20 protein-coding genes are annotated in these 21,076 nt (G+C 64.2%); 11 read left to right on the top strand and 9 right to left on the bottom strand.

What is annotated here, in order from left to right; genetic code table 11:
• Positions 1-149 precede the first annotated feature (149 nt).
• From ACXAEH_RS15595 to ACXAEH_RS15580, 4 genes are all read left to right on the top strand, one after another.
• On the top strand, positions 150-1,070 hold the full coding sequence (locus tag ACXAEH_RS15595) for a threonine/serine dehydratase (RefSeq protein WP_475034045.1): 921 nt from the start codon (positions 150-152) through the stop codon (positions 1,068-1,070).
• Positions 1,071-1,118: 48 nt separating this feature from the next.
• The gene (locus ACXAEH_RS15590) at positions 1,119-1,718 is read left to right on the top strand and encodes a GntR family transcriptional regulator (protein ID WP_475034044.1); all 600 of its coding nucleotides are present in this window, start codon (positions 1,119-1,121) and stop codon (positions 1,716-1,718) included.
• Between the two features lie 118 nt (positions 1,719-1,836).
• Positions 1,837-2,664 (top strand): 2,3,4,5-tetrahydropyridine-2,6-dicarboxylate N-succinyltransferase, encoded by an 828-nt coding sequence (gene dapD / locus ACXAEH_RS15585; RefSeq protein WP_475034042.1) that lies wholly within the window; start codon positions 1,837-1,839, stop codon positions 2,662-2,664.
• Between the two features lie 241 nt (positions 2,665-2,905).
• Positions 2,906-4,273, top strand: a complete 1,368-nt coding sequence (locus ACXAEH_RS15580) for a formimidoylglutamate deiminase (RefSeq protein ID WP_475034040.1) — start codon at positions 2,906-2,908, stop codon at positions 4,271-4,273.
• Here the strand turns inward: ACXAEH_RS15580 and ACXAEH_RS15575 are convergent.
• Positions 4,270-4,803 (bottom strand): HutD/Ves family protein, encoded by a 534-nt coding sequence (locus ACXAEH_RS15575; protein WP_475034039.1) that lies wholly within the window; start codon positions 4,801-4,803, stop codon positions 4,270-4,272. The two genes, ACXAEH_RS15580 and ACXAEH_RS15575, sit on opposite strands and share 4 nt — an antisense overlap.
• A 120-nt stretch (positions 4,804-4,923) precedes the next feature.
• On the opposite strand from ACXAEH_RS15575, the gene ACXAEH_RS15570 reads away from it, so the two are divergent.
• The gene (locus tag ACXAEH_RS15570; protein WP_024092300.1) at positions 4,924-5,271 is read left to right on the top strand and encodes a hypothetical protein; all 348 of its coding nucleotides are present in this window, start codon (positions 4,924-4,926) and stop codon (positions 5,269-5,271) included.
• A 9-nt stretch (positions 5,272-5,280) separates the two neighbouring features.
• Here the strand turns inward: ACXAEH_RS15570 and ACXAEH_RS15565 are convergent, their stop codons facing one another.
• The 3 genes from ACXAEH_RS15565 to ACXAEH_RS15555 form a co-directional block, all read right to left on the bottom strand.
• Positions 5,281-6,300, bottom strand: a complete 1,020-nt coding sequence (locus ACXAEH_RS15565; RefSeq protein ID WP_475035597.1) for a transporter substrate-binding domain-containing protein — start codon at positions 6,298-6,300, stop codon at positions 5,281-5,283.
• A gap of 134 nt (positions 6,301-6,434) precedes the next feature.
• Positions 6,435-7,508, bottom strand: a complete 1,074-nt coding sequence (locus ACXAEH_RS15560) for a Hint domain-containing protein (protein ID WP_475034038.1) — start codon at positions 7,506-7,508, stop codon at positions 6,435-6,437.
• Positions 7,509-7,511: 3 nt separating this feature from the next.
• Positions 7,512-9,083: a Hint domain-containing protein gene (locus ACXAEH_RS15555; protein ID WP_475034036.1), complete on the bottom strand. Its 1,572-nt coding sequence runs from the start codon at positions 9,081-9,083 to the stop codon at positions 7,512-7,514.
• Positions 9,084-9,414: 331 nt separating this feature from the next.
• On the opposite strand from ACXAEH_RS15555, the gene dapE reads away from it, so the two are divergent.
• The 4 genes from dapE to rnr are packed head-to-tail and all read left to right on the top strand — an operon-like array spanning position 9,415 to position 13,877.
• Positions 9,415-10,560, top strand: a complete 1,146-nt coding sequence (gene dapE / locus ACXAEH_RS15550; RefSeq protein WP_475034035.1) for a succinyl-diaminopimelate desuccinylase — start codon at positions 9,415-9,417, stop codon at positions 10,558-10,560.
• Entirely contained in the window at positions 10,557-10,982 is a 426-nt protein-coding gene (locus ACXAEH_RS15545; RefSeq protein ID WP_475034033.1) for a GNAT family N-acetyltransferase, read from the top strand. Before dapE ends, ACXAEH_RS15545 begins: the two co-directional genes overlap by 4 nt.
• Positions 10,979-11,551 (top strand): TIGR04282 family arsenosugar biosynthesis glycosyltransferase, encoded by a 573-nt coding sequence (locus ACXAEH_RS15540; protein ID WP_475034031.1) that lies wholly within the window; start codon positions 10,979-10,981, stop codon positions 11,549-11,551. Before ACXAEH_RS15545 ends, ACXAEH_RS15540 begins: the two co-directional genes overlap by 4 nt.
• A 52-nt stretch (positions 11,552-11,603) precedes the next feature.
• Entirely contained in the window at positions 11,604-13,877 is a 2,274-nt protein-coding gene (rnr, locus tag ACXAEH_RS15535) for a ribonuclease R (protein WP_475034030.1), read from the top strand.
• Positions 13,878-13,912: 35 nt separating this feature from the next.
• On the opposite strand, the gene ACXAEH_RS15530 is transcribed toward rnr, so the two are convergent.
• Positions 13,913-14,335, bottom strand: a complete 423-nt coding sequence (locus ACXAEH_RS15530; RefSeq protein WP_475034029.1) for a DUF1801 domain-containing protein — start codon at positions 14,333-14,335, stop codon at positions 13,913-13,915.
• Entirely contained in the window at positions 14,332-15,030 is a 699-nt protein-coding gene (locus ACXAEH_RS15525; RefSeq protein ID WP_475034027.1) for a glutathione S-transferase family protein, read from the bottom strand. Before ACXAEH_RS15525 ends, ACXAEH_RS15530 begins: the two co-directional genes overlap by 4 nt.
• Before the next feature lie 84 nt (positions 15,031-15,114).
• On the opposite strand from ACXAEH_RS15525, the gene ACXAEH_RS15520 reads away from it, so the two are divergent.
• A complete protein-coding gene (locus tag ACXAEH_RS15520) occupies positions 15,115-15,807 on the top strand; it encodes a helix-turn-helix transcriptional regulator (protein WP_475034026.1) in 693 nt (230 codons plus the stop codon).
• A gap of 112 nt (positions 15,808-15,919) precedes the next feature.
• Complete coding sequence (locus ACXAEH_RS15515) at positions 15,920-17,260, top strand: lytic murein transglycosylase (protein ID WP_475034024.1); 1,341 nt, start codon at positions 15,920-15,922, stop codon at positions 17,258-17,260.
• 126 nt (positions 17,261-17,386) lie between these two features.
• Here ACXAEH_RS15515 and ACXAEH_RS15510 read toward each other — a convergent pair whose 3' ends face one another.
• The 3 genes from ACXAEH_RS15510 to ACXAEH_RS15500 all read right to left on the bottom strand — a co-directional run bounded on the left by ACXAEH_RS15510 (position 17,387) and on the right by ACXAEH_RS15500 (position 21,076).
• Positions 17,387-18,598: an ABC transporter permease gene (locus ACXAEH_RS15510; RefSeq protein ID WP_475034023.1), complete on the bottom strand. Its 1,212-nt coding sequence runs from the start codon at positions 18,596-18,598 to the stop codon at positions 17,387-17,389.
• A 5-nt stretch (positions 18,599-18,603) separates the two neighbouring features.
• The gene (locus ACXAEH_RS15505) at positions 18,604-19,878 is read right to left on the bottom strand and encodes an ABC transporter permease (protein ID WP_475034022.1); all 1,275 of its coding nucleotides are present in this window, start codon (positions 19,876-19,878) and stop codon (positions 18,604-18,606) included.
• 94 nt (positions 19,879-19,972) lie between these two features.
• A complete protein-coding gene (locus ACXAEH_RS15500; RefSeq protein ID WP_475034020.1) occupies positions 19,973-21,076 on the bottom strand; it encodes an extracellular solute-binding protein in 1,104 nt (367 codons plus the stop codon).

Genomic DNA, 21,076 nt, shown 5'->3' with positions numbered 1-21,076 from the left:
CATTAAACAACAGGACTCCCTTTGTAGCCGTCCCGGGGCCTTAGCGCCAATCAAGAATGCAGGATCGCGCCATATCTCTTGCACCCGTATGGCTTGCACATGGCTGCACTGCGGCTTAGGTCCGGCACAGCAGGCAAGGAGGAATGCGCATGAATTGGCATCACGGCATTACGGCAGCGGCAGAACGCATCCGCCCCCACGTGCAGCGGACCCCGGTGATGCAGGCGCAGGGCTTCGGGCTGGGCTATCCGGTGGAACTGAAGCTGGAGCACATGCAGCACACCGGCAGCTTCAAGGCCCGCGGCGCCTTCAACACACTGCTCAGCCAGGATGTTCCGTCAGCAGGCCTGGTCGCGGCCTCGGGCGGCAATCACGGCGCCGCCGCGGCCTATGCCGCGCATCAGCTGGGCCATAAGGCGCGGATCTATGTGCCCGAGATGGCCGGTCCCGCCAAGATCGCCCTCATTGAGCGCACCGGCGCCGACCTGCAGGTGGTGCCCGGCGCCTATGCCAACGCGCTGGAGCAGGCCCAGGCCTATGAAGCGGAAACCGGCGCCATGCAGGTCCATGCCTATGACGCGCCGGCCACGGTTGCGGGCCAGGGCACCTGCTTTGCCGAATGGCAGGATCAGGGGCTGGAGGCCGATACCCTGCTGATCGCGGTCGGCGGCGGCGGGCTGATTGGCGGCGCGCTGGCCTGGTTCCAGGGTGCAAAGAAGATCGTCGCGGTGGAGCCGGACACCTCCTGCGCGCTGCATGCCGCGCTTGAGGCTGGCCAGCCGGTGGATGTGGATGTTTCCGGCGTTGCCGCCAATGCCCTTGGCGCCAAACGGATCGGCAGCATCTGCTACGGGCTGGCCACGGCGCAGGGCATCGCCTCGCTCACCGTGCCGGACAGCGCCATCACTGCGGCCCAGACTGCTCTGTGGCGCGAGCGGCGGATCCTGGTCGAACCGGCCGGGGCCGCCGCCCTGGCAGCACTGATGTGCGGCGCCTACCGGCCTGAACCGGGCGAACGTGTTGCGGTTCTGGTCTGCGGCGGCAACATTGCCCCGGACCCCCTCGGCTGATCCTCGATAATCCTTGCAGGGTTTGCGCCGCCCCGCTATCGCCAAGACATGTCCGCAACCATTGCCGATACCATCTACCGCTCTTTGAGCGAGCGCATCATCACCGGCAGCCTGCCTGCCGGGGAAAAACTGCGCCAGGACCATATCGCGCGCGAATTCGAAGCCAGCCATGTGCCGGTGCGCGAGGCCCTGCTGCGGCTCGAGGCGCATGGGCTCGCCAAATCCGAACCCCGCCGCGGCACCCGCGTCAGCGCCCTGGACCCCTCCGAGATCCGCGAGGTGATCGAGATGCGGGTGGCGCTGGAGGTGCTGGCCCTGACCCACGCCTTTGCCCGGCTGACGGATGCGGATATCGCCGCCGCCGAAGAGGCCCGCCTCGCCTGCGATGCGGCCGAGGACATGGCCAGCTGGGAGCGCCTCAACCGCGCCTTCCACCACGTGATCCTGTCGCCCTGCGCGATGCCGCGGCTCTTGGCCTCAATCGACGATCTGCACATCGCAGCCGCCCGGCATCTGTTTGCCAACTGGCAGCATCAATGGACCCGCCGGGTTGATACGGACCACGCCGCAATCGTCCAGGCAATGGCGCGCCGCGACCCTGCCGCAGCCTGCGAAATCCTGCGCCGCCACCTGCGCCGGGTGCGCTGAAGCGGCGCAACCCGGCAAAACGCCGTCAGGGACGGCAATTTGGACGCAATCCGGACATGACCTGCAGGCAGATTGCCGCTATGTAACCCCGAATCTAACCGATGCCGGAGGAACACCCATGTCCAACGCCCAGCTGGAAGCAGCAATCGAAGCCGCCTGGGAGGCGCGCGACACCATCACCCCCGCCACCACCGGCGAACAGCGTGAAGCCATTGAAGACACCCTGAACGCGCTGGACTCCGGTTCGCTGCGGGTGGCCGAAAAGCTGGACAGCGGCGACTGGCACGTGAACCAATGGGCCAAGAAGGCCGTGCTCCTGGGCTTCCGCATCAAGGACATGGAAATCCACGAAGGCGGCCCGCAGGCCGGCGGCTGGTGGGACAAGGTCGACAGCAAGTTCAACGGCTGGGGCGAAACTGACTGGAAATCCGCGGGTTTCCGCGCGGTGCCGAACTGCGTGGTCCGCAAATCCGCCTATATCGCCCCTGGTGCGGTTCTGATGCCCTCTTTCGTGAACCTCGGCGCTTATGTCGATGAGGGCACCATGGTTGACACCTGGGCCACCGTCGGCTCCTGCGCCCAGATCGGCAAGAACGTGCACCTGTCCGGCGGCGTCGGCATCGGCGGCGTGCTGGAGCCGATGCAGGCCGGCCCCACCATCATCGAGGACAACTGCTTCATCGGCGCCCGTTCCGAAGTGGTCGAAGGCTGCATCGTGCGCGAAGGCTCGGTTCTGGGCATGGGCGTGTTCATCGGCAAGTCGACCAAGATCGTCGACCGCGAGACCGGCGAAGTGATGTATGGCGAAGTGCCGCCCTACTCGGTGGTTGTGGCCGGTTCCATGCCCTCCAAGAACAACATCAGCCTCTACTGCGCGGTGATCGTGAAGCGCGTCGATGAAAAGACCCGCTCCAAGACCGGCATCAACGAGCTGCTGCGCGACTGATCCGCGCCGCAGTATTGAAACAAGGGAACGCGCCCCAATCGGGCGCGTTTTTTCATTGGGGCTTTGCCCCAAACCCCAGGATACTTCCAGCCAGATGAAGACTGGATCCTTTATTCATCTGGCCCGAAAATATCCCGGGGTGAGGCCGCAAGGCCGAGGGGCAGCGCCCCTCCTTTGCAAAACTCTTGCCGGATATTAAACCTGCCGCTATTGATATTACATCTATACATAAGAGGGTCAAATGCAGACAATATTTGCCCAGCGCGCCCGGCTGCCTGAAGGATGGGCCGAGAATCTCCGGCTGACCGTGAAAGATGGCCGGATCATGTCGCTGGAAAGCGGTGCCGAACCGCAGGCCGGGGATGCACGGGCGGATGTGTTGCTGCCGTCACTCGGCAATTTGCACTCCCACAGCTTCCAGCGCGCGATGGCCGGGATGACTGAATACCGCACCGCCGGCAAGGACAGCTTCTGGACCTGGCGTGAGCTGATGTACCGCTTCATGGACCGCATCACCCCGGAGCAATACGAGGCGATTGCCGCGTTGGTGTTCATGGAAATGCTGGAGGCCGGATATGCCTCGGCGGGGGAGTTCCATTATGTGCACCACCAGCCGGGCGGTGCACATTTCGACTCGATGACGGAACTCAGCGAGCGGGTCTTTGCAGCCGCCAGCCAGACCGGCATCGGCCTCACCCATTTGCCTGTGCTTTACACGTACGGCGGGGCTGGAAAACAGGCTCTGAACGGGGGGCAGCAGCGGTTTGGAAACTCGGTGGCGGAGTTTTCCGAGCTGGTCGCCCGTGCCCGGGAGATTGCTGCGCGGGATCTGCCGCAGGACGCCTGCGTCGGCATTGCGCCGCACTCACTGCGCGCCACCTGCCCTGAGGATCTGGCAGAGGTGCTGCAGGTTCAGAACGGGCTGCCGGTGCATATCCATATCTCCGAGCAGCCCAAGGAAGTGGCCGATATCAGCGATTGGCTGGGTGCGCGGCCGGTGGAGTGGCTGCTGGACAACGCCGCTGTCGACGGCAAATGGTGCCTGATCCACGCCACCCATATGACCAGCGCCGAGACTATTGGCATGGCCCGCTCAGGCGCTGTAGCGGGCCTCTGCCCGATCACCGAAGCGAACCTGGGCGACGGGCCGTTCAACGGGGTGGAATACCTGGCGCATGCGGGTGTTTTCGGCGTTGGATCAGACTCTAACGTGCGGATTTCGCTGCCTGAGGAGCTGCGCACACTGGAATACTCCCAGCGCCTGCGCGACCTGGCGCGGAACGTGCTGGTGCCGGGTGAGGGCTCGGTTGGCGAGACCCTGTATATGGGCGCAGCAAAAGGCGGCGCGCAGGCTTTGGGACGCGATGCCGGGCGGATCGAGGAAGGTGCACTGGCAGATCTGGTGGCGATTGACAGCAGCGTGCCGGCCCTTTGTGCGCTGAAGCCGGAACAGTTGCTGGACGGGCTGTGCTTTGCCGCTGGCGGCGACACCGTGACCGACGTCTGGAGCGCAGGGCGCCATGTGGTGCAGCAGGGCCGCCACATCGCCCGCGACAGCGTGGTTGCGGGTTACCGGAGCGCGATCAAAGAGCTGCTGAACAGTCTCTAAACAGGCTGAAACCGCACGTGAATGACAGCGCCGCCTTTGGCAACCTCGCCGCTGGCGGCGGCTTCCGTTGCGAGCCCTTCTCCGGGGCCGAACCGGTCTTTTTCACTGAATTCCAACGTGCCTGATACAACAAAGAAGGCTTGGCTGCCTGCAGTGCCGGTCACCTGCCCCTCGCTCAGAACCTTGATCTCTGCTGACACAAGCTCTGGATCATAGATCACGTTGAAGGCCTTGCAGGCTCCGGCGCGCAGGCGGCAGTCCAGCTCCATGCCGCCGTCAAACGCCAGCGGCTCCAGCGGGCGCGCCTCCAGGCGGGATCCCGCGCTGGAAAGAACGTGACCTGCTCCCTCAACGATGCAATGGATGCGGGACAGGCCGGGAAAGGCGGAGAACGGACCGCTCCGCCCTATGTCTGCAAGGCTGATGCGCCAGATCAACTGACCGTCTTCCTCTTGCGTGGCCAGCTCGCGGGTCTCGCCGCCACCGTTTTTCCACGGCACCGGAGGGGCAGTGTGAGCGGAGAAGCGCATCGGTGTGTCCTCTTGAGACAAAGAATAAGCCTAGACATAATATTGAAACCTTAACCGCCGCAAGAGCCGCCCGCAGCAAATGGATTGACCATCCCCCTGCCCCGGCGCTATGGCGGCGGCATGGAAAAGAAGAAACCCTCCCGCCAGCAAGTCTATACCCTGCTTGTCCAGATCGGCCGCAAGGACGGGGACGGGCTGCCCGACGGCGCCACCGGTGCGGCGCTGATGATCTATGCCTCCGGCGTGGACGAGGCCGAGGCGGTGCGCGAAACCGTGGCGATCCTCAAGCAGGCCGATACCGCGCCGCTGGATGTGACCGGCTATGGCACCCTGGAAGAGCGCGAGGCCGAGGGTCACGAGATCGGCGACGAGGAACGCGCGCTGATGCAGCGGGCGCTGGAGGAAAACGCGGTGATCGTCGCGCAGATGACCCCGTTCTTTGACGGCGAGGAGCCGGTGTTCCACTAACCGCCGGCGTCAGTTCTGACTGCCGAACCATTTGCGGTAGAGGGCGTCGTAGCTGCCGTCCTCCTGCATCGCCAGGAGTGCCTGGTTCACATCCTCCACCAGCGGCGAGCCGGCCGGGAATACCAGCCCGTAATTTTCACGCAGGAAGGGCTGGCCGATGGTGTGGCCGTATTGGTGGCCGCCTTGCTGGACGTAGAAATTCAGCACCGGCGCATCAAAGACCACTGCCGTCACGCTGCCGCTTTCGAATGCTGCCAGCATGTCCTGCAGCCCGGTATAGGCGGTAAAGTCGATTTCGCGCCGGGTCAAAAAGCCCGCGGCGGTTGAACCCTCAATGGTACCCACGGATTTCCCGTAAAGGTCGTTGACCGAGTTCACCGAGCCGCTGATCGCCTCCACCGTCATTACCGCGGTGATCTTGGCGACAAAGACCGAGACGATGAACAGCGACGACACCACCAGCACCACGCCGAACATGCGCCCCACCGGGGTACGCGGCACCCGCTCCTCGAACCCGCCATTCACCACCAGGTTCAGCGCCCACCAGAAGGAGGGGAACCAGGCCTCGTTCAAAGGCCGGTCGAAATAGGGCTGGGCTCGGCGCTCGAACACCCACATCAGCATGCCGCCGCCGAACAGCAGCAAAAAGGCGATACCGATCGCCGCTGCCAGATCCCAGGACAGCAGCGCACGGATCAGCGACGGCTGGCGCACCTCATCCGCCTGCACCATGATCTGCAACCCGCTTTCGAAGATCGGATGGCTGAAGTCCATCACCACTTCGCGCGAGGCGGTGATGGAGATATTGGCCGCCGCCAGATCCGCCTCGCCGCTGCGCACGCCGTCCAGCATCTCCGCAAAGCCGGATACCCGGTTGACCTGATACTCCCAGTCCAGCCGTTCCGCCAGGATCTTCAGCAGTTCCAGCGAGAAGCCGGTATCGCGGCCCTCCTCGGCCATCGAGAACGGCGGGCGGGTGACGGTGTTGACCGTCAGCACCTGCGCAGAAAGCAATTGGCCCCAAAGCATCAGCAGGGCGGCAGTGATCAGGCGGAAGTACAGCAAGGAAACGCTCAGCGGCAGGCCTCGGGGACGGTTTGAAATTCCTTAGGCGGTCCGGCTTTTTCACGCAAGCGCCTTGACGGAAAAGCAGGCAGACTGTGTCAGGCAGTCCGCCGTTCGGCCAACACCGCGGCATCAAAGGCCCGCAGCACCGGGAATTTCGGCTGCCGGTGCTCGGGCAGTGCAGCGGCGCCGAGCGGCGCCAGCTGGCTGGCCGCCAGCCGCTCGGGATCTCGGCGCAGGCGGCCCAGGTACAGGCTCTCGGTCATGGCGCCGGCCGCCAGCAGCGGCTCATGGTCCGGCAGCACCGCCTGCCGGTAGGTGATCAGCGGCGCCTCTGCCTTGCCCGGCAAGGCGGTGCCGGTGCCAAGAAGGGTTTCGGCCGGCACCAGAACCGCAGGCTGGCCGAACAGGTATTCGACCTCGGAGCCGGACAGAACCAGCCGCTGGAACGGTGCCACGTGGATATCCTGCTGCAGCCCGAAGTAAGGCGCCCTGAGCCGCACCGGCGCAAAGGCGCCCAGCGCCGGCACCTGGCGTTCCACCACCTGCAGCACCGGCACTGCCTCGCCGTTGCTGTCCAGCACCAGATCGCCCCGCTGCAGGCTGCCCAGCGGCCGGTAGCCATCGGGCGTGGCAATAGGGGTGGGCGGCAGCAGCGCCGGAACCGGGCCCGCGGGCTCCAGGCTGCTGGACAGGGCCAGATAGTTCACCGGCGGCGCCACATAGCCAAGCGGCCCGGTCAGCGCCTGCAAATCACGCAGCCGCCAGGGTTTCGGCGCTGCCAGCGCGGCAACCTGCATCTGGCTGCCGTCGAGCCGTTCCAGCGTCAGCCGCCCGCGGCGGGCCGGCGCATCCCAGGCATAGATCAGCCGCAGCCCGCCGGTGCGGCCCAAGGCGGTCGGGTTCAGGGTCCGGTGCAGCACCGCGCCGCCCTGCTGCAGCACAAAGCTCAGACCGCCGCCGGGCACCGCCTGCAGCGACAGCCGCAGCGGCCAGTCGCCGCCCTGGGAATACAGCAGCAGCGGTTCCGGACGGGCGCTTTCCGGCAGGTGGAATTCCAGCATCAGCGAGCCGCGCACCAGCAGCGCATCGCCGTCCGGCAGCCCCGCCGCCAGCAGCGCCTGCGGGTCGCACCAATTGCGCCCGCCCCCGGAAACCGCGAACCAGGGCATGCGTCAGGCCGCCTCGACCGCGGCAAGCAGCTGGCCTTCAAATCCTTTCAGCGACGGCCGCGCCGACGGGCTGTAGCCGGCACCGGTTTCCGGATCGAGTTCCGGAAACAGGGTGCAGATCTCCTCCGCCACCGGCCGCTCGAACAGGGTGAGGATCCGCGGGCCGGGCAGGAAGCTTTCGGTTGCCAGCCCTTCGGAATAGATCACGTGGTGGCGGTCGAACATCAGATGCACATAGGTCACCTCGCCGCCCGGACAGCGGGCAACGCTGCGGCCGTTGACCAGATCCTTGGCTGCCACCAGCACCTCTTCCTCGCCAAAGAACAGCTCGGCATGGGCACCGCGCACCAGCACCCGGTGCTGCGGCGAAACCAGCAGTTCGCCATGGTCGCCAAAAGCGCCGGCGGCGATGCGGATCGGGGCAAAGTCCTCCTCTGCCGCCACCGCCCGGCCGCCGCTCCAGCACAGCGGCTGGGCGCCATCGTCGCGGGTTTCCACCAGGTCGCCCGGCATCAGCTCCTCCACCGGAACCTCGCCATAAGGCGTGCGGATCCTTGTGCCCGCCACAAAACAGGGAATGGAGCTGGCGTTGACGAAACCGACATCGGAGTTGACCCCGTTGGTCACCTCATAGGTGAAATTGAAATCCTCGACATCGCCGTCGCCGACCAGGGTCAGCGTGCCGTCGGCGTTCAGCTGTACCTCCTGGCCGGTGTTCAGCGTCACTACGGACCCGGCCGTCACCGCGGTGCCATTGATATGGGTAATCGACAGGGTGCCGCCCGAGTTGTTCACATCATTGGCCAGCACGTCGATGGTCTTGCTGCTGTCCGGCGCCACAAAGACATTGTCGGTCATCGCCACCAGATCGGTCTGCACCGAGTCGGCGGCAATCAGCAGGTTACTGTCATAGCTGCTGTCGCTCACATCCGCGATGCCGATGCGGATATCGTTCACCTCGCCCGGGTTGACGTGCATCGTCAGGGTCATGGTGATGGTGAGACCGTCCATCTCGGTGTTGAAATCGTCACCCGCGTTGTCGAGGTAGAGGTTCTCGTTGATCGAAGAACTGATGTTGCTGGGGTTGGCCTGGCCGTTGCCGACCTCCATCAGCACCTGCTCGCCGTTGACCCAGACCGCCACCACGTCCTGATAGACCGAGTTCTGGAATTCCGGAAACTCCTCGGAGGAAAAGACGAACTGCATCGTCATCACATCCGAATCCGGAACAAAACTCACATCCAGATAGGAAGCGTCAAAGGTATTGGTGCCCGCCGCGGCATTGAAATCCGCATTGTTGCTTTCGCCCGGTGTGTTGGTCGAGGTCTGGGTGGAGCGGTTGGGATCGCCGCTGGAGCGGGTGAAATGGCTGGCCCGCCCGGTCGACAGGATCACGCCTGAGTCGCCGGGGGTAGCGCCAGGTGCCAGCGCGTCGCCGCCTGAATAGATCGCCGAGGACTGGCTCCAGCCCGAATAGGAAGCGGCGGTAACGGTGGCCCCGTCGCCAAAAATAGTCTGCGCCATCTGCACCGCAGAGGCGTTTGTCTGATAGTTAAGCTCGGCGCCTGTTGCCATGATCTGCCCACCCCTTGCCTGTCAGAGGCCGGACAAACGAGGCGCGCAGGCTTGGTGCCCGCTGCTGGATCACAGAAGGGCAGCGGCGTTGCGCTGCCTGGTTCCGGTCGGCCTTTTTGCGGCCTGTTATGCTCGTTTGGATGCCCTGCCTCGGGTCATTTATTAACGATGTCTTAACATGGTCCGCACCAGCGAGTCAGCCGCGCCCGAATTCCGCTGCAAAACCGCTGCTTTTGCGCCACATTTACGGTTGCAGCCTGGCGCAGCGGTGAATTGCGCCCCGGGCCATTCCGCGCTAGCCATTGCGGACCGGAATTCCAGGAGCCACCCCATGCCGCAGACCGATCCCGCCCGCCTGACTGCCGACCTGATCCGCTGCCCTTCGGTAACGCCCGAGGACGGCGGCGCGCTGGTGCTGCTGGAGAAGCTCCTGAACGAGGCGGGCTTTGACTGCACCCGCACCGACCGCGGCGAGGTTTCCAACCTGTTTGCCCGCTGGGGCGCCAAGGGCCACGCCAGGACTTTCGGCTTCAACGGCCACACCGATGTGGTGCCGCTGGGGGATGAGGCCGCCTGGACCATGCCGCCCTTCGGTGCTGAGGAGAAAGACGGCTTCATGTACGGCCGCGGCGCCACTGACATGAAGTCGGGGGTGGCCGCTTTTGCCGCCGCCGCTGTGGATTTCGTGAAGGACACGCCCCCGGACGGCGCCATCATCCTCACCATCACTGGCGACGAGGAAGGCCCTGCCGTCGACGGCACCACCGCGCTGCTGGACTATATGCAGCGCGAGGGCGAGCAAATGTCGGTCTGCCTGGTGGGTGAGCCCACCTGCCCCAACGAGATGGGCGAGATGATCAAGATCGGCCGCCGCGGCTCGCTCACCGCCTGGTTCACGGTGACTGGCGTGCAGGGCCACTCTGCCTATCCGCACCGCGCCAACAACCCGCTGAACGCGATGGCACGGCTGATGGACCGTTTGGCCAGCCATGAACTGGACCAGGGCACGGCGCATTTCGATGCCTCCACCCTGGCCGTGGTCACCATCGACACCGGCAATACCGCCACCAATGTGATCCCGGCGCAGGCGACCTCGGCCGTCAACATCCGTTTCAACGATTCCCACAGCGGCGCCAGCCTGACCGATTGGCTGCAGGACGAGGCGGACAAGGTGACAGCAGAGTTCGGCGTTGAGATCGGCATGAAGGTCAAAGTGTCCGGAGAAAGCTTCATCACCCCGCCCGGTGCGCTGTCGGAACTGGTCTCGGCGGCGGTGGCAGCGGAAACCGGCAGGGCGCCGGAGCTGTCCACCACTGGCGGCACCTCGGATGCCCGGTTTGTGAAGCACCACTGCCCGGTGGTTGAGTTCGGCCTGGTTGGCAAGACCATGCATCAGGTGGACGAGCGGGTCGAGGTGGCCCAGATCCACCAGCTGAAATCCATCTACTCCCGGATCCTGCGGGATTACTTCGCATGAGCCTGAGCATCAGCGTCACGGACGACCTTGAGACCTGCTTTGCCCTGCGCCACCAGGTGTTTGTGGTGGAGCAAGCCGTGCCGGTGGAGGAGGAACAGGACGCGCTGGACGCCTCCGCCACCCATCTGCTGGCGGTTCAGGACGGTGTGCCGGTGGGCACCGCGCGGATAGCCTTCAAGGACGGCAGCGCCAAGATCGGCCGCGTCTGCGTGCTGCAACCCGCTCGCGGCACCGGCCTTGGCGCCAAGCTGATCGAAGCCGCGGTTGAGACTGCCAAACAGCGGCCAGGCATTGCCAGGGCCGTGCTCGGCGCCCAGATCCACGCTATTGGATTCTATGAGAAACTCGGCTTCACTGCATTCGGCCCGATCTATGACGATGCCGGTATCGATCACCGCGACATGGTGCGTGATTTCACGTGAAACGCACCCTGGTCATCATGGTCAAGGAACCCCGTCCGGGACGGGTCAAGACCCGGCTGGGCAAGGGCATCGGCGTGATCCCGGCCACCTGGTGGTTCCGCCATCAATCCGCCCGGCTGATCCGGCGCCTGCAAGATCCGCGCTGGCAGATCGTGCTGGCGGTAGCGCCGGACACGGCGGTGACCTCCAAGGTTTGGCCTGCCGCACTGCCGCGCCTGCCGCAAGGCAACGGCGACCTGGGTGTTCGGATGAAACGGATGCTGCAATCCCCGCCTGGCCCCGTCTGCCTGATCGGCGCCGACATCCCCGGCATCACCCGCGCCCACATCAACCGCGCCTTTGCAGCGCTTGGCAATCACGACGCGGTTTTCGGCCCTGCGGATGACGGCGGCTATTGGCTGGTGGGGGCAAAACACCCCTCCCGCCTGCCCCGCACCCTGTTCGAAAATACCCGCTGGTCCACCGAACATGCGCTGGCCGACACGCTGCAAACCCTGCCCGGATACCGCATCGCGCTGACCGATACTCTGCGTGACGTCGACACTGCCGCCGACCTGCCCTGCCGCTGACCCAAGCGCTTTTCACCATGACGCCGCCCCCGCGCCGTGTTACGCGGGACATATGAGCCGTATTCCCTCCAAGGCCGAAATCCTCGACTGGATCTCCGCCAACCCGACCCATACCTCCAAGCGCGACATTGCCAGGGCCTTTGGCATCAAGGGCGCCGACCGGATCGACCTCAAACGCATCCTCAAGGAGCTGGAGGCGGAGGGCCACTTGCAGAAACGCAAGAAGACCTACCGCGACCCGGACCAGTTGCCCCCCGTTACGGTGCTGGAGGTGAAGGCGCCGGATGCGGATGGCGATCTCTATGGCCGGCCGCTGGAATGGCACGGCGAGGGCGTGGAGCCGGTTATCCTGATCCTGCCCAAGGCCTCCGACCCGGCTCTGGGCCAGGGTGACAAGGTGCTGGCCAAGCTGCAGATGGTCCCGGATCAGGACCACAACTACGAGGCCCGTCTGATCCGCCGCATCGGCAGCAACCCGAAACGGGTGCTGGGCATCTTCCGCGCGGGCTCCGAGGGCGGGCGGGTTGTTCCGATCGACAAGGCTTCGTCCAACGAATGGATGGTGCTGCCCGATGGGGTGAACGGCGCCAAAGACGGCGAGTTGGTCGAGGCAGAACAGGCCGGCCCCAAGGGCCGCATGGGCCTGCCCCGTGCCCGCATCGCCGAACGGCTGGGCGACCCCACTGCACCCAAGGCGGTTTCGCTGATTGCGATCCACCAGCATGGGATCCCCGATCACTTCCCCGACAAGGTGATGGCCGAGGCGGACGCCGCCAAGCCGATGGGCCTGAAAGGGCGTCACGACCTGCGTGAGCTGCCGCTGGTCACCATCGACCCGGCCGACGCCCGCGACCATGACGACGCCTGCTACGCCCATGCCGACGACGACCCCAAGAACCCCGGCGGGCATGTGATCTGGGTGGCAATTGCCGATGTGGCCGCCTATGTGCGCCCTGGCTCTGCCCTGGACCGCGAGGCCCGTAAACGCGGCAATTCCAGCTATTTCCCGGACCGGGTGGTGCCGATGCTGCCGGACCGGCTGTCGGGCGACTTGTGCAGCTTGCACGAAGGCGTGCCGCGCGCCTGTATCGCGGTGCGGATGCAGGTGGATGCCGAGGGCAACAAGCTCAGCCACAAGTTCGTGCGCGGGCTGATGCGCTCTGCCGCCTCGCTGCATTACGCAGAGGTGCAGGAGGCGCAGGACGGCAGTCCGAACGAAAAAACCGCACCGTTCCTCGACGATGTGATCAAGCCGCTTTATGCGGCATATGAGGCTCTAACAAAGGCACGCGCCGTGCGCGAGCCGCTGGATTTGGACCTGCCGGAGCGCAAGATCGTGCTGGATGACGATGGCAACGTGACCTCCGTCGCCTTCCGCGACCGGCTGGATGCGCACAAGCTGATCGAGGAGTTCATGATCCTCGCCAATGTCGCCGCCGCTGAAGAGCTGATCAAAAAACGCTCGCCGCTGCTGTTCCGGGTCCATGAGGAACCGGCACAGGAGAAGCTGGAAGCGCTGCGCGAGACGGCCAATGCTGCCGGGCTGAACCTCGCCAAGGGCCAGGTGCTGCAGACCCGGCATCTGAATTCGCTGCTGAACCAGGCGGCCGGAACCGATGATGCGGAGCTGATCAACATTTCGACCCTGCGGTCGATGCAGCAGGCCTATTACAATCCCGAGAACTTTGGCCACTTCGGCCTGGCGCTGCGCAACTACGCGCATTTCACTTCACCGATCCGCCGCTATGCCGACCTCATCGTGCACCGCTCGCTGGTCACCTCGCATGGCTGGGGCGACGACGGGCTGGACGCCGATCAGATCGAACGGCTGGAGGACACCGCCACCCATATCTCCGATACCGAACGGCGCTCGATGATTGCCGAGCGGGACACCACGGACCGCTACCTGGCATCGTACCTCAGCGAACGGGTCGGCAATGAGTTCGAAGGCCGGATCAGCGGTATTGCCCGCTTTGGCGCCTTCGTGAAACTGGACGAAACCGGCGCTGACGGGCTGGTGCCGGTGCGCTCGATCGGGCGGGAGTTCTTCCATTTTGATGCGCAGGCGGGGACGCTGACCGGGTCGGACACCGGCATGACCCTCTCCATCGGCCAGCGGGTGACCGTGCGGCTGGTACAGGCGGCAGCCGTGACCGGCGGGCTGGAGCTTGAGCTGCTGGCGCTGGAAGACGCGCCGCTGCCCTCCGGCGGCGGTCAGCGGGGACGGCGCAGCCCGGCGGGACGAACCGTCAAACGCAAGGCCGCCAAGTCCAAGCACAAGGCCGCCAAGGTAAAGCGCAAAGTAGAGCGCAACCGGCGGAAGTAAGCGCCTGTCCCCGCGGGGACAGGCCTTGGTTTTCCTCAGGCTGACGCTTCCAGCGGCGGGCGGATGCGGTAGGTCAGCGCCCGTTTGATCAGCCATCCGTGGCGGATCGGTTCGATCTCCGCCGGGGTGTTGAACAGCACTGCCCGGGTGCCCTCGAACCGGTCCCATGCCGGAAAGGCGGCGGCGAACTCCGGGATCAGCCGGCTTTGACAATGCACAAACAGCGCAAAACGCGCGCCCTTGGGCACGCCAAGCCGCAATGTAGAGCCTGTTTTGCGCTCCGGTGTGAGGTAAGCAGGCTGGCCCCACCGCAGCGCTTCTTCGATCCTTCCGGCCTCGGGAGTCCCGGCCGCCGTTTCGAAGATCAGCCTGCGCAGGGCCAGCAACCCCTCGCGGGCCTGCGGGTCCGGCAGGTCAAATGCAGCTTCGATCTGTGCGCTGGCAAAGGGCGGGATCATGGCAGAGGCACCGTTTCGAACACACGGTCAACGTAGGGCTGAAGCACGCCGTCGTCCAGAATGCGGTTCACCAGCGCGGTTCGAACAGGTGTGGTGCCCATGGCTTGCAGCATTGAGGCGACGCTGAAATCAGCGCTGGAAATTTTTGCGCCAAACAGGAAGTCCTGCCCCTTCAGCAGAGCTGCAATGGCGCGCAGGTCCTGGTCCAGACGTTCGTTGCGTTCTGCCGCGCTGAACCGGGTGGTGCCCTGGAACATCAGGCCATTTTGCACGGATTTTCGAATGGAGCGGGTCACAGGGCCGCGGATCAGGGCCGGGATTTCATGGAAGTAGCTGTCGCGGATCGCGGGCCAGACGGCGTCATTGTCCCAGCGGTCGCACACCACGTGGAAATAGAGCGTGTCTTCGGCCATGCGGATCAGCATCTGCGCCTGCGCCCGGTCGCGGGAGCCCAGCCCGGGATCAAAGTCGGTGCCACGCTGCTCCAGCCAGGCGCGGATGGCGCTGCTGTCGGGCACCAGCCCGCCGGGCGTGCGCAGCACCGGCAGCTTGCGGTGCGGCATCTTGCGGGGATCATTCAGGTCCTCGCGCGCCCAGTTTTGGCCAGAAAAGGCCAGTAATAGAGCCGCTTTTACGCAGAAGGGGCTGAGACTGAAGACGGGGCCGTTGTTTGGAAAAGTCAGAAGGGTAAGCATGAGGGTATCCTGTTCATTCGGGTTGGCGGAACCCTAGATCCGCATGGTGACAAAAACTGTCATCAGGCGTAGAGAGAATAGGCCATGTCCCGCACCCTTCGCCTGTTCCAGCTGATGCAAGCCTTGCGGCTTGGCCCCGGCCCGCATACTGCGGCGCGGCTGGGGGAGGAGCTGTGTGTGTCACCCCGCAGCATCCACCGTGATATCGCCACCCTGCGGGAGATGGGGGCGGTGATCGATGGCGAAGCGGGCTATGGGTTCACCCTGATAGAGGACAACGCGCTGCCGCCGATGGGGTTTCGCGATACCGAACTGGAGGCGCTGGTGCTGGGCCTGCGGGAGGTGGAGCAGATCGGTGATCCGGAACTGGCCACCGCGGCATCGGAAGCCCTGCGCAAGCTGCAGGCGCGGCTGCCGCAGCGGCAGGCCCACAGGCTGCGCCATGCGGTGCTGGCGCCCTACCGCTTTGACCGGCCCATCCCGCCGGCGATTTCGGCGCAGAAACTGCGGCAGGCCGCCTGGGACGAGGTCGAGGTGCGCTTTGGTTACACCGACGGCCATGGTGCGGTGACCGAGCGGCAGGTGAAACCCCTGAGCGTGGTCTATTTCGACCGCTCCACCGTGCTGCTGGCCTGGTGCGGCTTGCGCGACGATCTGCGGATGTTCCGGCTGGACCGGATGCGGGGACTGGAATTGACCGGCCAGAGTTTCCGTCCGCACCGGGTGCCGATGCTGCGGGATGCGCTGGAGCGGCTGCGGCAGGAGCACAGACCCTAGGGTCCTGACCCCGATGCCGGCAGGCGGGCCTTTGCACATGACCAAATCCCGCTCTTTACCCGGGCCCTGCCGCGGGTAGACTGGAGCGGAGCAGTGGATAAAGAGGTGCATCATGCGCAAATGGATTGCGGCCTCGCTGATGGCAGGCGGAGCAATGGCGGCAGAGGCCGCACCGAACAAGTCGCCGGTCAGTTCTTTGCGGCCGGCGCAGCGGCCGGATGCAGCGGTACAGGAGGTGCGGGATGAGAGCTATCAGCTGGCCGCGGCAGGCGCGTTGAGGCCGGTGGCACGGCCCGCAGCCCCCTTGGCGGCAAAGCCGGAACCTGCGGCAGCAGAGTTGAATTTTGACGGCTGGGTCACCGGGTTCCGCGACCGGGCGCTGGCGCAGGGGATCACTGCCCCGGTTCTGGACAGCGCTTTTGACGGGGTCCGCTATGACCCCGAGGTGATCCGGCGCGACCGCAACCAGTCGGAGTTCACCAAGACGATCTGGGATTACCTGGACAGTGCCGCCTCAGCCTTGCGGGTGAAGAACGGCAAGGCGGCGATGCGTGCACAGCAGGCACGGCTGAACCAGATCGAGGCGCAATACGGCGTCGAAAAGGAGATCGTGGTGGCGATCTGGGGGCTGGAAAGCAGTTACGGCGCCTTCCGCGGCAAGATGAATGTGATCCGCTCGCTGGCAACGCTGGCCTTTGACAGCCGCCGCGGCGCCTTCTTTGAAGGCCAGCTGCTGGCGGCGCTGAAGATCCTGCAGGCAGGCGATGTGGCCGCGCGCAAGATGACCGGCAGCTGGGCCGGCGCCATGGGGCATACGCAGTTCATCCCGACGTCCTATCTGGATTACGCGGTGGATTTCACCGGCGACGGTAAGCGCGATATCTGGTCGGACAACCCGGCCGATGCGCTGGCCTCGACCGCCGCCTATCTGAAACAATTCGGCTGGGTGAAGGGCCAGCCCTGGGGGGTGGAAGTGGTTCTGCCCGAGGGGTTTGACTACAGCCTGGCAGACCGGGAGATCGAAAAGCAGCCCGCGGAATGGGCAGCGCTTGGCATCAAAGGGCTGGACGGGCGCGCGGTTGGTGATCATGGGGCTGCATCCATCCTGCTGCCTGCGGGCCATCAAGGGGCGGTCTTCATGATTTTCCAGAACTTTGCGGTGCTGGAGCGCTACAACACTGCGGATGCCTATGTGATCGGGGTCGGGCATCTGGCCGACCGGATCGGCGGCGGCGCAGAAATCCAAGGCGGCTGGCCGCGCGGCGACCGGGCCCTGAAGCTGTCGGAGCGGGAAGAAATGCAGGAACGGCTGACCCGTGCCGGGTTCGACACCGACGGCATAGACGGCAAGATCGGGCCGAAGACCATCGGCGCGGTGCGGGCCTATCAGGTGGCAAACGGGCTGACACCGGACGGCTATGCCTCGCCGCAGCTGCTGGAACGGCTGCGGTAGCAGGAAGGGGGGCGCTGCCCCCTCTTGGCCTTTGGCCAATTCACCCCCGGGATATTTTCAGCCAGATGAACAAGGGAAAGGCCCCGCAATGCGGGGCCTTTGCTGTTGTGGAGGATACGGGTGCGGTCAGGTTGGCGACATGCCGCGCAGGCGCTCGGAGCGGCGGCGCAGCATTTCCACTGTGGCCAGCAGCATGATGGAGATCGCCACGAGGATCGTCGCCACTGCCAGGATGGTGGGCGAGATCTGCTCGCGCAGGCCAGTGAACATCTGCCACGGCAGGGTTTTCTGGCCGGCCGAGCCGACAAACAGCACCACGACGACTTCGTCGAAGGAGGTGATGAAGGCAAACAAGCCGCCGGAGATCACGCCGGGCAGGATCAGCGGCATCTGCACCCGGAAGAAGGTGGTGACCGGGCCTGCCCCCATATTGGCGGCGGCGCGGGTCAGCGAGTTGTCAAAACCCACCAATGTCGCGGTCACCGTGATGATCACAAACGGAATGCCAAGTACGGCGTGCGCCAGGACAACTTTCACATAACCGACAAAGGACTTGTTCAGGCCAAGCGCGCTTTCCAACCAGTTGCCGATGTCGGAGTAGAAGAAGAACATGCCGGTGGCCGAAATGATCAGCGGCACGATCATCGGCGAGATCAGAATAGCCATGATGGCGCGGCGGAACGGCACGTGGCTTTGGCTGAGGCCAATGGCCGCCAGGGTGCCGAGGCTGACCGAGATGACTGTGGCAATCGGCGCGATAATCAGCGAGTTCTTGAAGGAACGCTGCCATTCATTGTTGTTGAAGAAGTCCTGGTAATGCTTCAGCGAGTAGCCTTCCGGGTCCAGCCGCAGCATTTCCGGCGTGAAAGTGAAGAAGTCCTGAGCATTGAAGCTGAGCGGCATCACCACCAGGATCGGAGTGATCAGGAACACGAAGATGGCACCGCAGATCACCCGGAAGCCATAGTGCCATAGCACCTGCCTTGGGGTGAGATAGGGCAGCAGCCGGGCGCGGTAGCGCCCCTCATACAGCCAGTAGATGAACCAGTGATAGAACCAGCCGGCCAGGGCGCCGACAATCGCCAGGGCGATTCCGCCGAGCAGGAAGCCGATCACTGTCATGCCGGCAATTGTGATCCACTTCGCAAGCGGCTCGTTTTTCAGGACGAAGATAAAGAAAGCTGCCAGTCCGGCGACGATTGCCGCCCCCAGCAGCACTCCGAGAGCGCCGGAGCCGTTGGCAGTGCCAATAAAGAGGCCGAAAAAGCCGCCAGCCGCTGCCGTCACGGGCATAACCATCGACATCGGCTTTCGGGAGATAGGAGTCAGTGCCGCCATGATGATTACCCCAGTTTCACGTTGTCGATGCCCACAATCTTGTCATAGGCCCAGTAAAGGATCAGGACGACCGCCAGCAGAATGGTGCCCAGCGCCGCCGCCAGCCCCCAGTTCAGCGAGCTGGAAATGTGGTAGGCAATCCGGTTCGAGATGAAGACACCCTTGGTGCCGCCGACGATTTCCGGCGTGATGTAGTAGCCGATCGCCAGGATGAAGACGAGGATCGAGCCGGCACCGATGCCCGGCACGGACAGCGGGAAGTATATGCGCCAGAAGGCGGTCCAGTCAGTGGCGCCCATGGATTTGGCAGCGCGCACATAGGTCGGCTTGATGGTCTGCATCACTGAATACATCGGCAGGATCATGAACGGCAGCAGGATGTGGGTCATTGCCACAATGGTGCCGAACTGGTTGTTGATCATCACCAGCCGGGCGTCATCGGCGACCAGACCGACCCAGACCAGCACTTCGTTAATCACCCCTTGCTGCTGCAGCATCACCTTCCAGGCCGACGTCCGCACCAGCAGCGATGTCCAGAAGGGCAGCAGCACCAGAATCATCAGGATGTTGGCAGTGCGCGCCGGCAGGTTGGCCAGGATCCAGGCCACCGGATAGCCGAGGATAATGCAGGATGCAGTGATCACCAGCGACATGAACAGGGTGCGCTGGAACAGCGTGATCAGGATTTGCTTGCTTTCGGGCTGCGCTTGTGCCCCCTCCGGGGTGCGCTGCATATCAATGGCATTCAGGAAATACCCGTTGGTGACCCGCACCGAGTGGGTTTTCAGCACCCGCCAGGTTTCCAGCTCGCCGAATTTTCTGTCGATATCAATCAGCGTTTCCTTGAACGGCGCGTCTGCCGCGGGGTCCAAACGCCTGATTTTGCGGCCGGATTTGCGGAACATCGACGACATGCCGGTCTGTTCATAGTTCAGCCGGGTGCCCAGCCTGGTGTGCTGCTTGGCTTTTATCGCCGCCACCATGTCGGTCACAAAGGCCGCATAGACCGGCTCTTCCGGCAGCTGGCCGCTGTCGGCATCCCAGGCCTGCAGCGCCGCAACGGTCAGCGGCAGCGTGTCAGCCACAATGTCATTGTCAACAGAGCGCGACAGCATCGTGCCAATCGGGATGATGAAGGACACCAATACGAAGATCAGCAGCGGCGCAATCAAGGCAAGCGCGCGCATTTTCTGGAGGCGGAGGGCCCGGGCGAGGCTTTTCTTGAGCGGCGTGCCGTCCGCTGCAAGTACTGGCCCGCCGGTGGCGGTGGTATCGGTCATATCTTCCCCGTTGGTCTTATTATTCCGGTCAATTGATCAGGCAAATGCCGGAGGAAGGGGCCGTACGGCCCCTTCCGGTTTTCAGCCGTACAGATTACTTCGCCAGCCACGCCTGGAATTTGGCGTCGATGTCATCGCGGTAATCGGCCCAGAACTCGTAGTTGTAGAGGAAGGTGTTCTGCGCGTTGTTCGGGTCGGTCGGCATGTGCGGCGCCATGTCGATGCCCAGATCCGCGTGCTGGCCAACCAGCGGTGCAGAGGACGCGCGGGCCGGACCATAGGAGATGTATTTGGCCTGGTCCGCCAGACGCTGGGTGTCGGTTGCGAACATGATGTAGTCAAGCGCGCGGGCCTGGCGTTCGGGGCTCAGCCCTGCCGGAATGATCCAGCCGTCCAGATCGAACACCTGCGCGTCCCACAGCATGGCAACCGGCTGGTTCTGTTCTTCGATCACCGAGAACAGGCGGCCGTTGTAGGTGGAGCCCATCACAACTTCGCCGTCCGCCAGCAGCTGCGGGGTGTCAGCACCGGCCGACCACCAGATCACGTTGTCCTTGATGGTGTCGAGCTTTGCCAGCGCCTGGTCCTGGCCTTCAGGCGTTTCCAGAACGTCATAGACGTCTTCCTTGGCAACGCCGTCGCAGAGCAGCGCCCATTCCATATTGTTGATCGGGCGCTTTTCGAGCGACCGCTTGCCAGGATAGGCTTCGGTATCAAAGATTGCGCAGACCGAAGTCGGAGGCGTGTCGCCAACCAAATCTGTACGGTAGCCGAATGTGGTCGAGTAGACGATCTGCGGAATGAAGCATTCGGAGACCAGCAGTTCGCCGAAGTCTTCGGAGGCCGGGGTGCCGTCAGGCGCCGCTGCCAGCATAGTGTCGGCGTCGATTTCCATGGCAAGGCCTTCGTCGCACAGACGCATGGCATCTGCTGCAACCACGTCAACCACATCCCAGGTCACGTTGCCGGCTTCGTTCATTGCGCGCAGCTTGGCCACCGCTTCGGCAGAGCTGTCATCGTTGAGAATGGTAACACCGGTATTGGCCGAATAGGGCTCGTGATAGGCCTTCAGCTGCGACTTGGAATAGGCGCCGCCCCAGGAAACGATGGTCATTTCGTTGGCCATGTCTTCCGCAAAGGCCATCGGCGCGCACAGCGCGGTGGTTGCAGCCAAGGCAGTCAGTTTGGTGAGTTTCAT

The sequence above is a fragment of the Leisingera sp. ABM4_060 genome (assembly GCF_056158765.1).
Note: the sequence above shows the minus strand (reverse complement) of the source record. Positions and strands in the feature narration are given on the sequence as shown.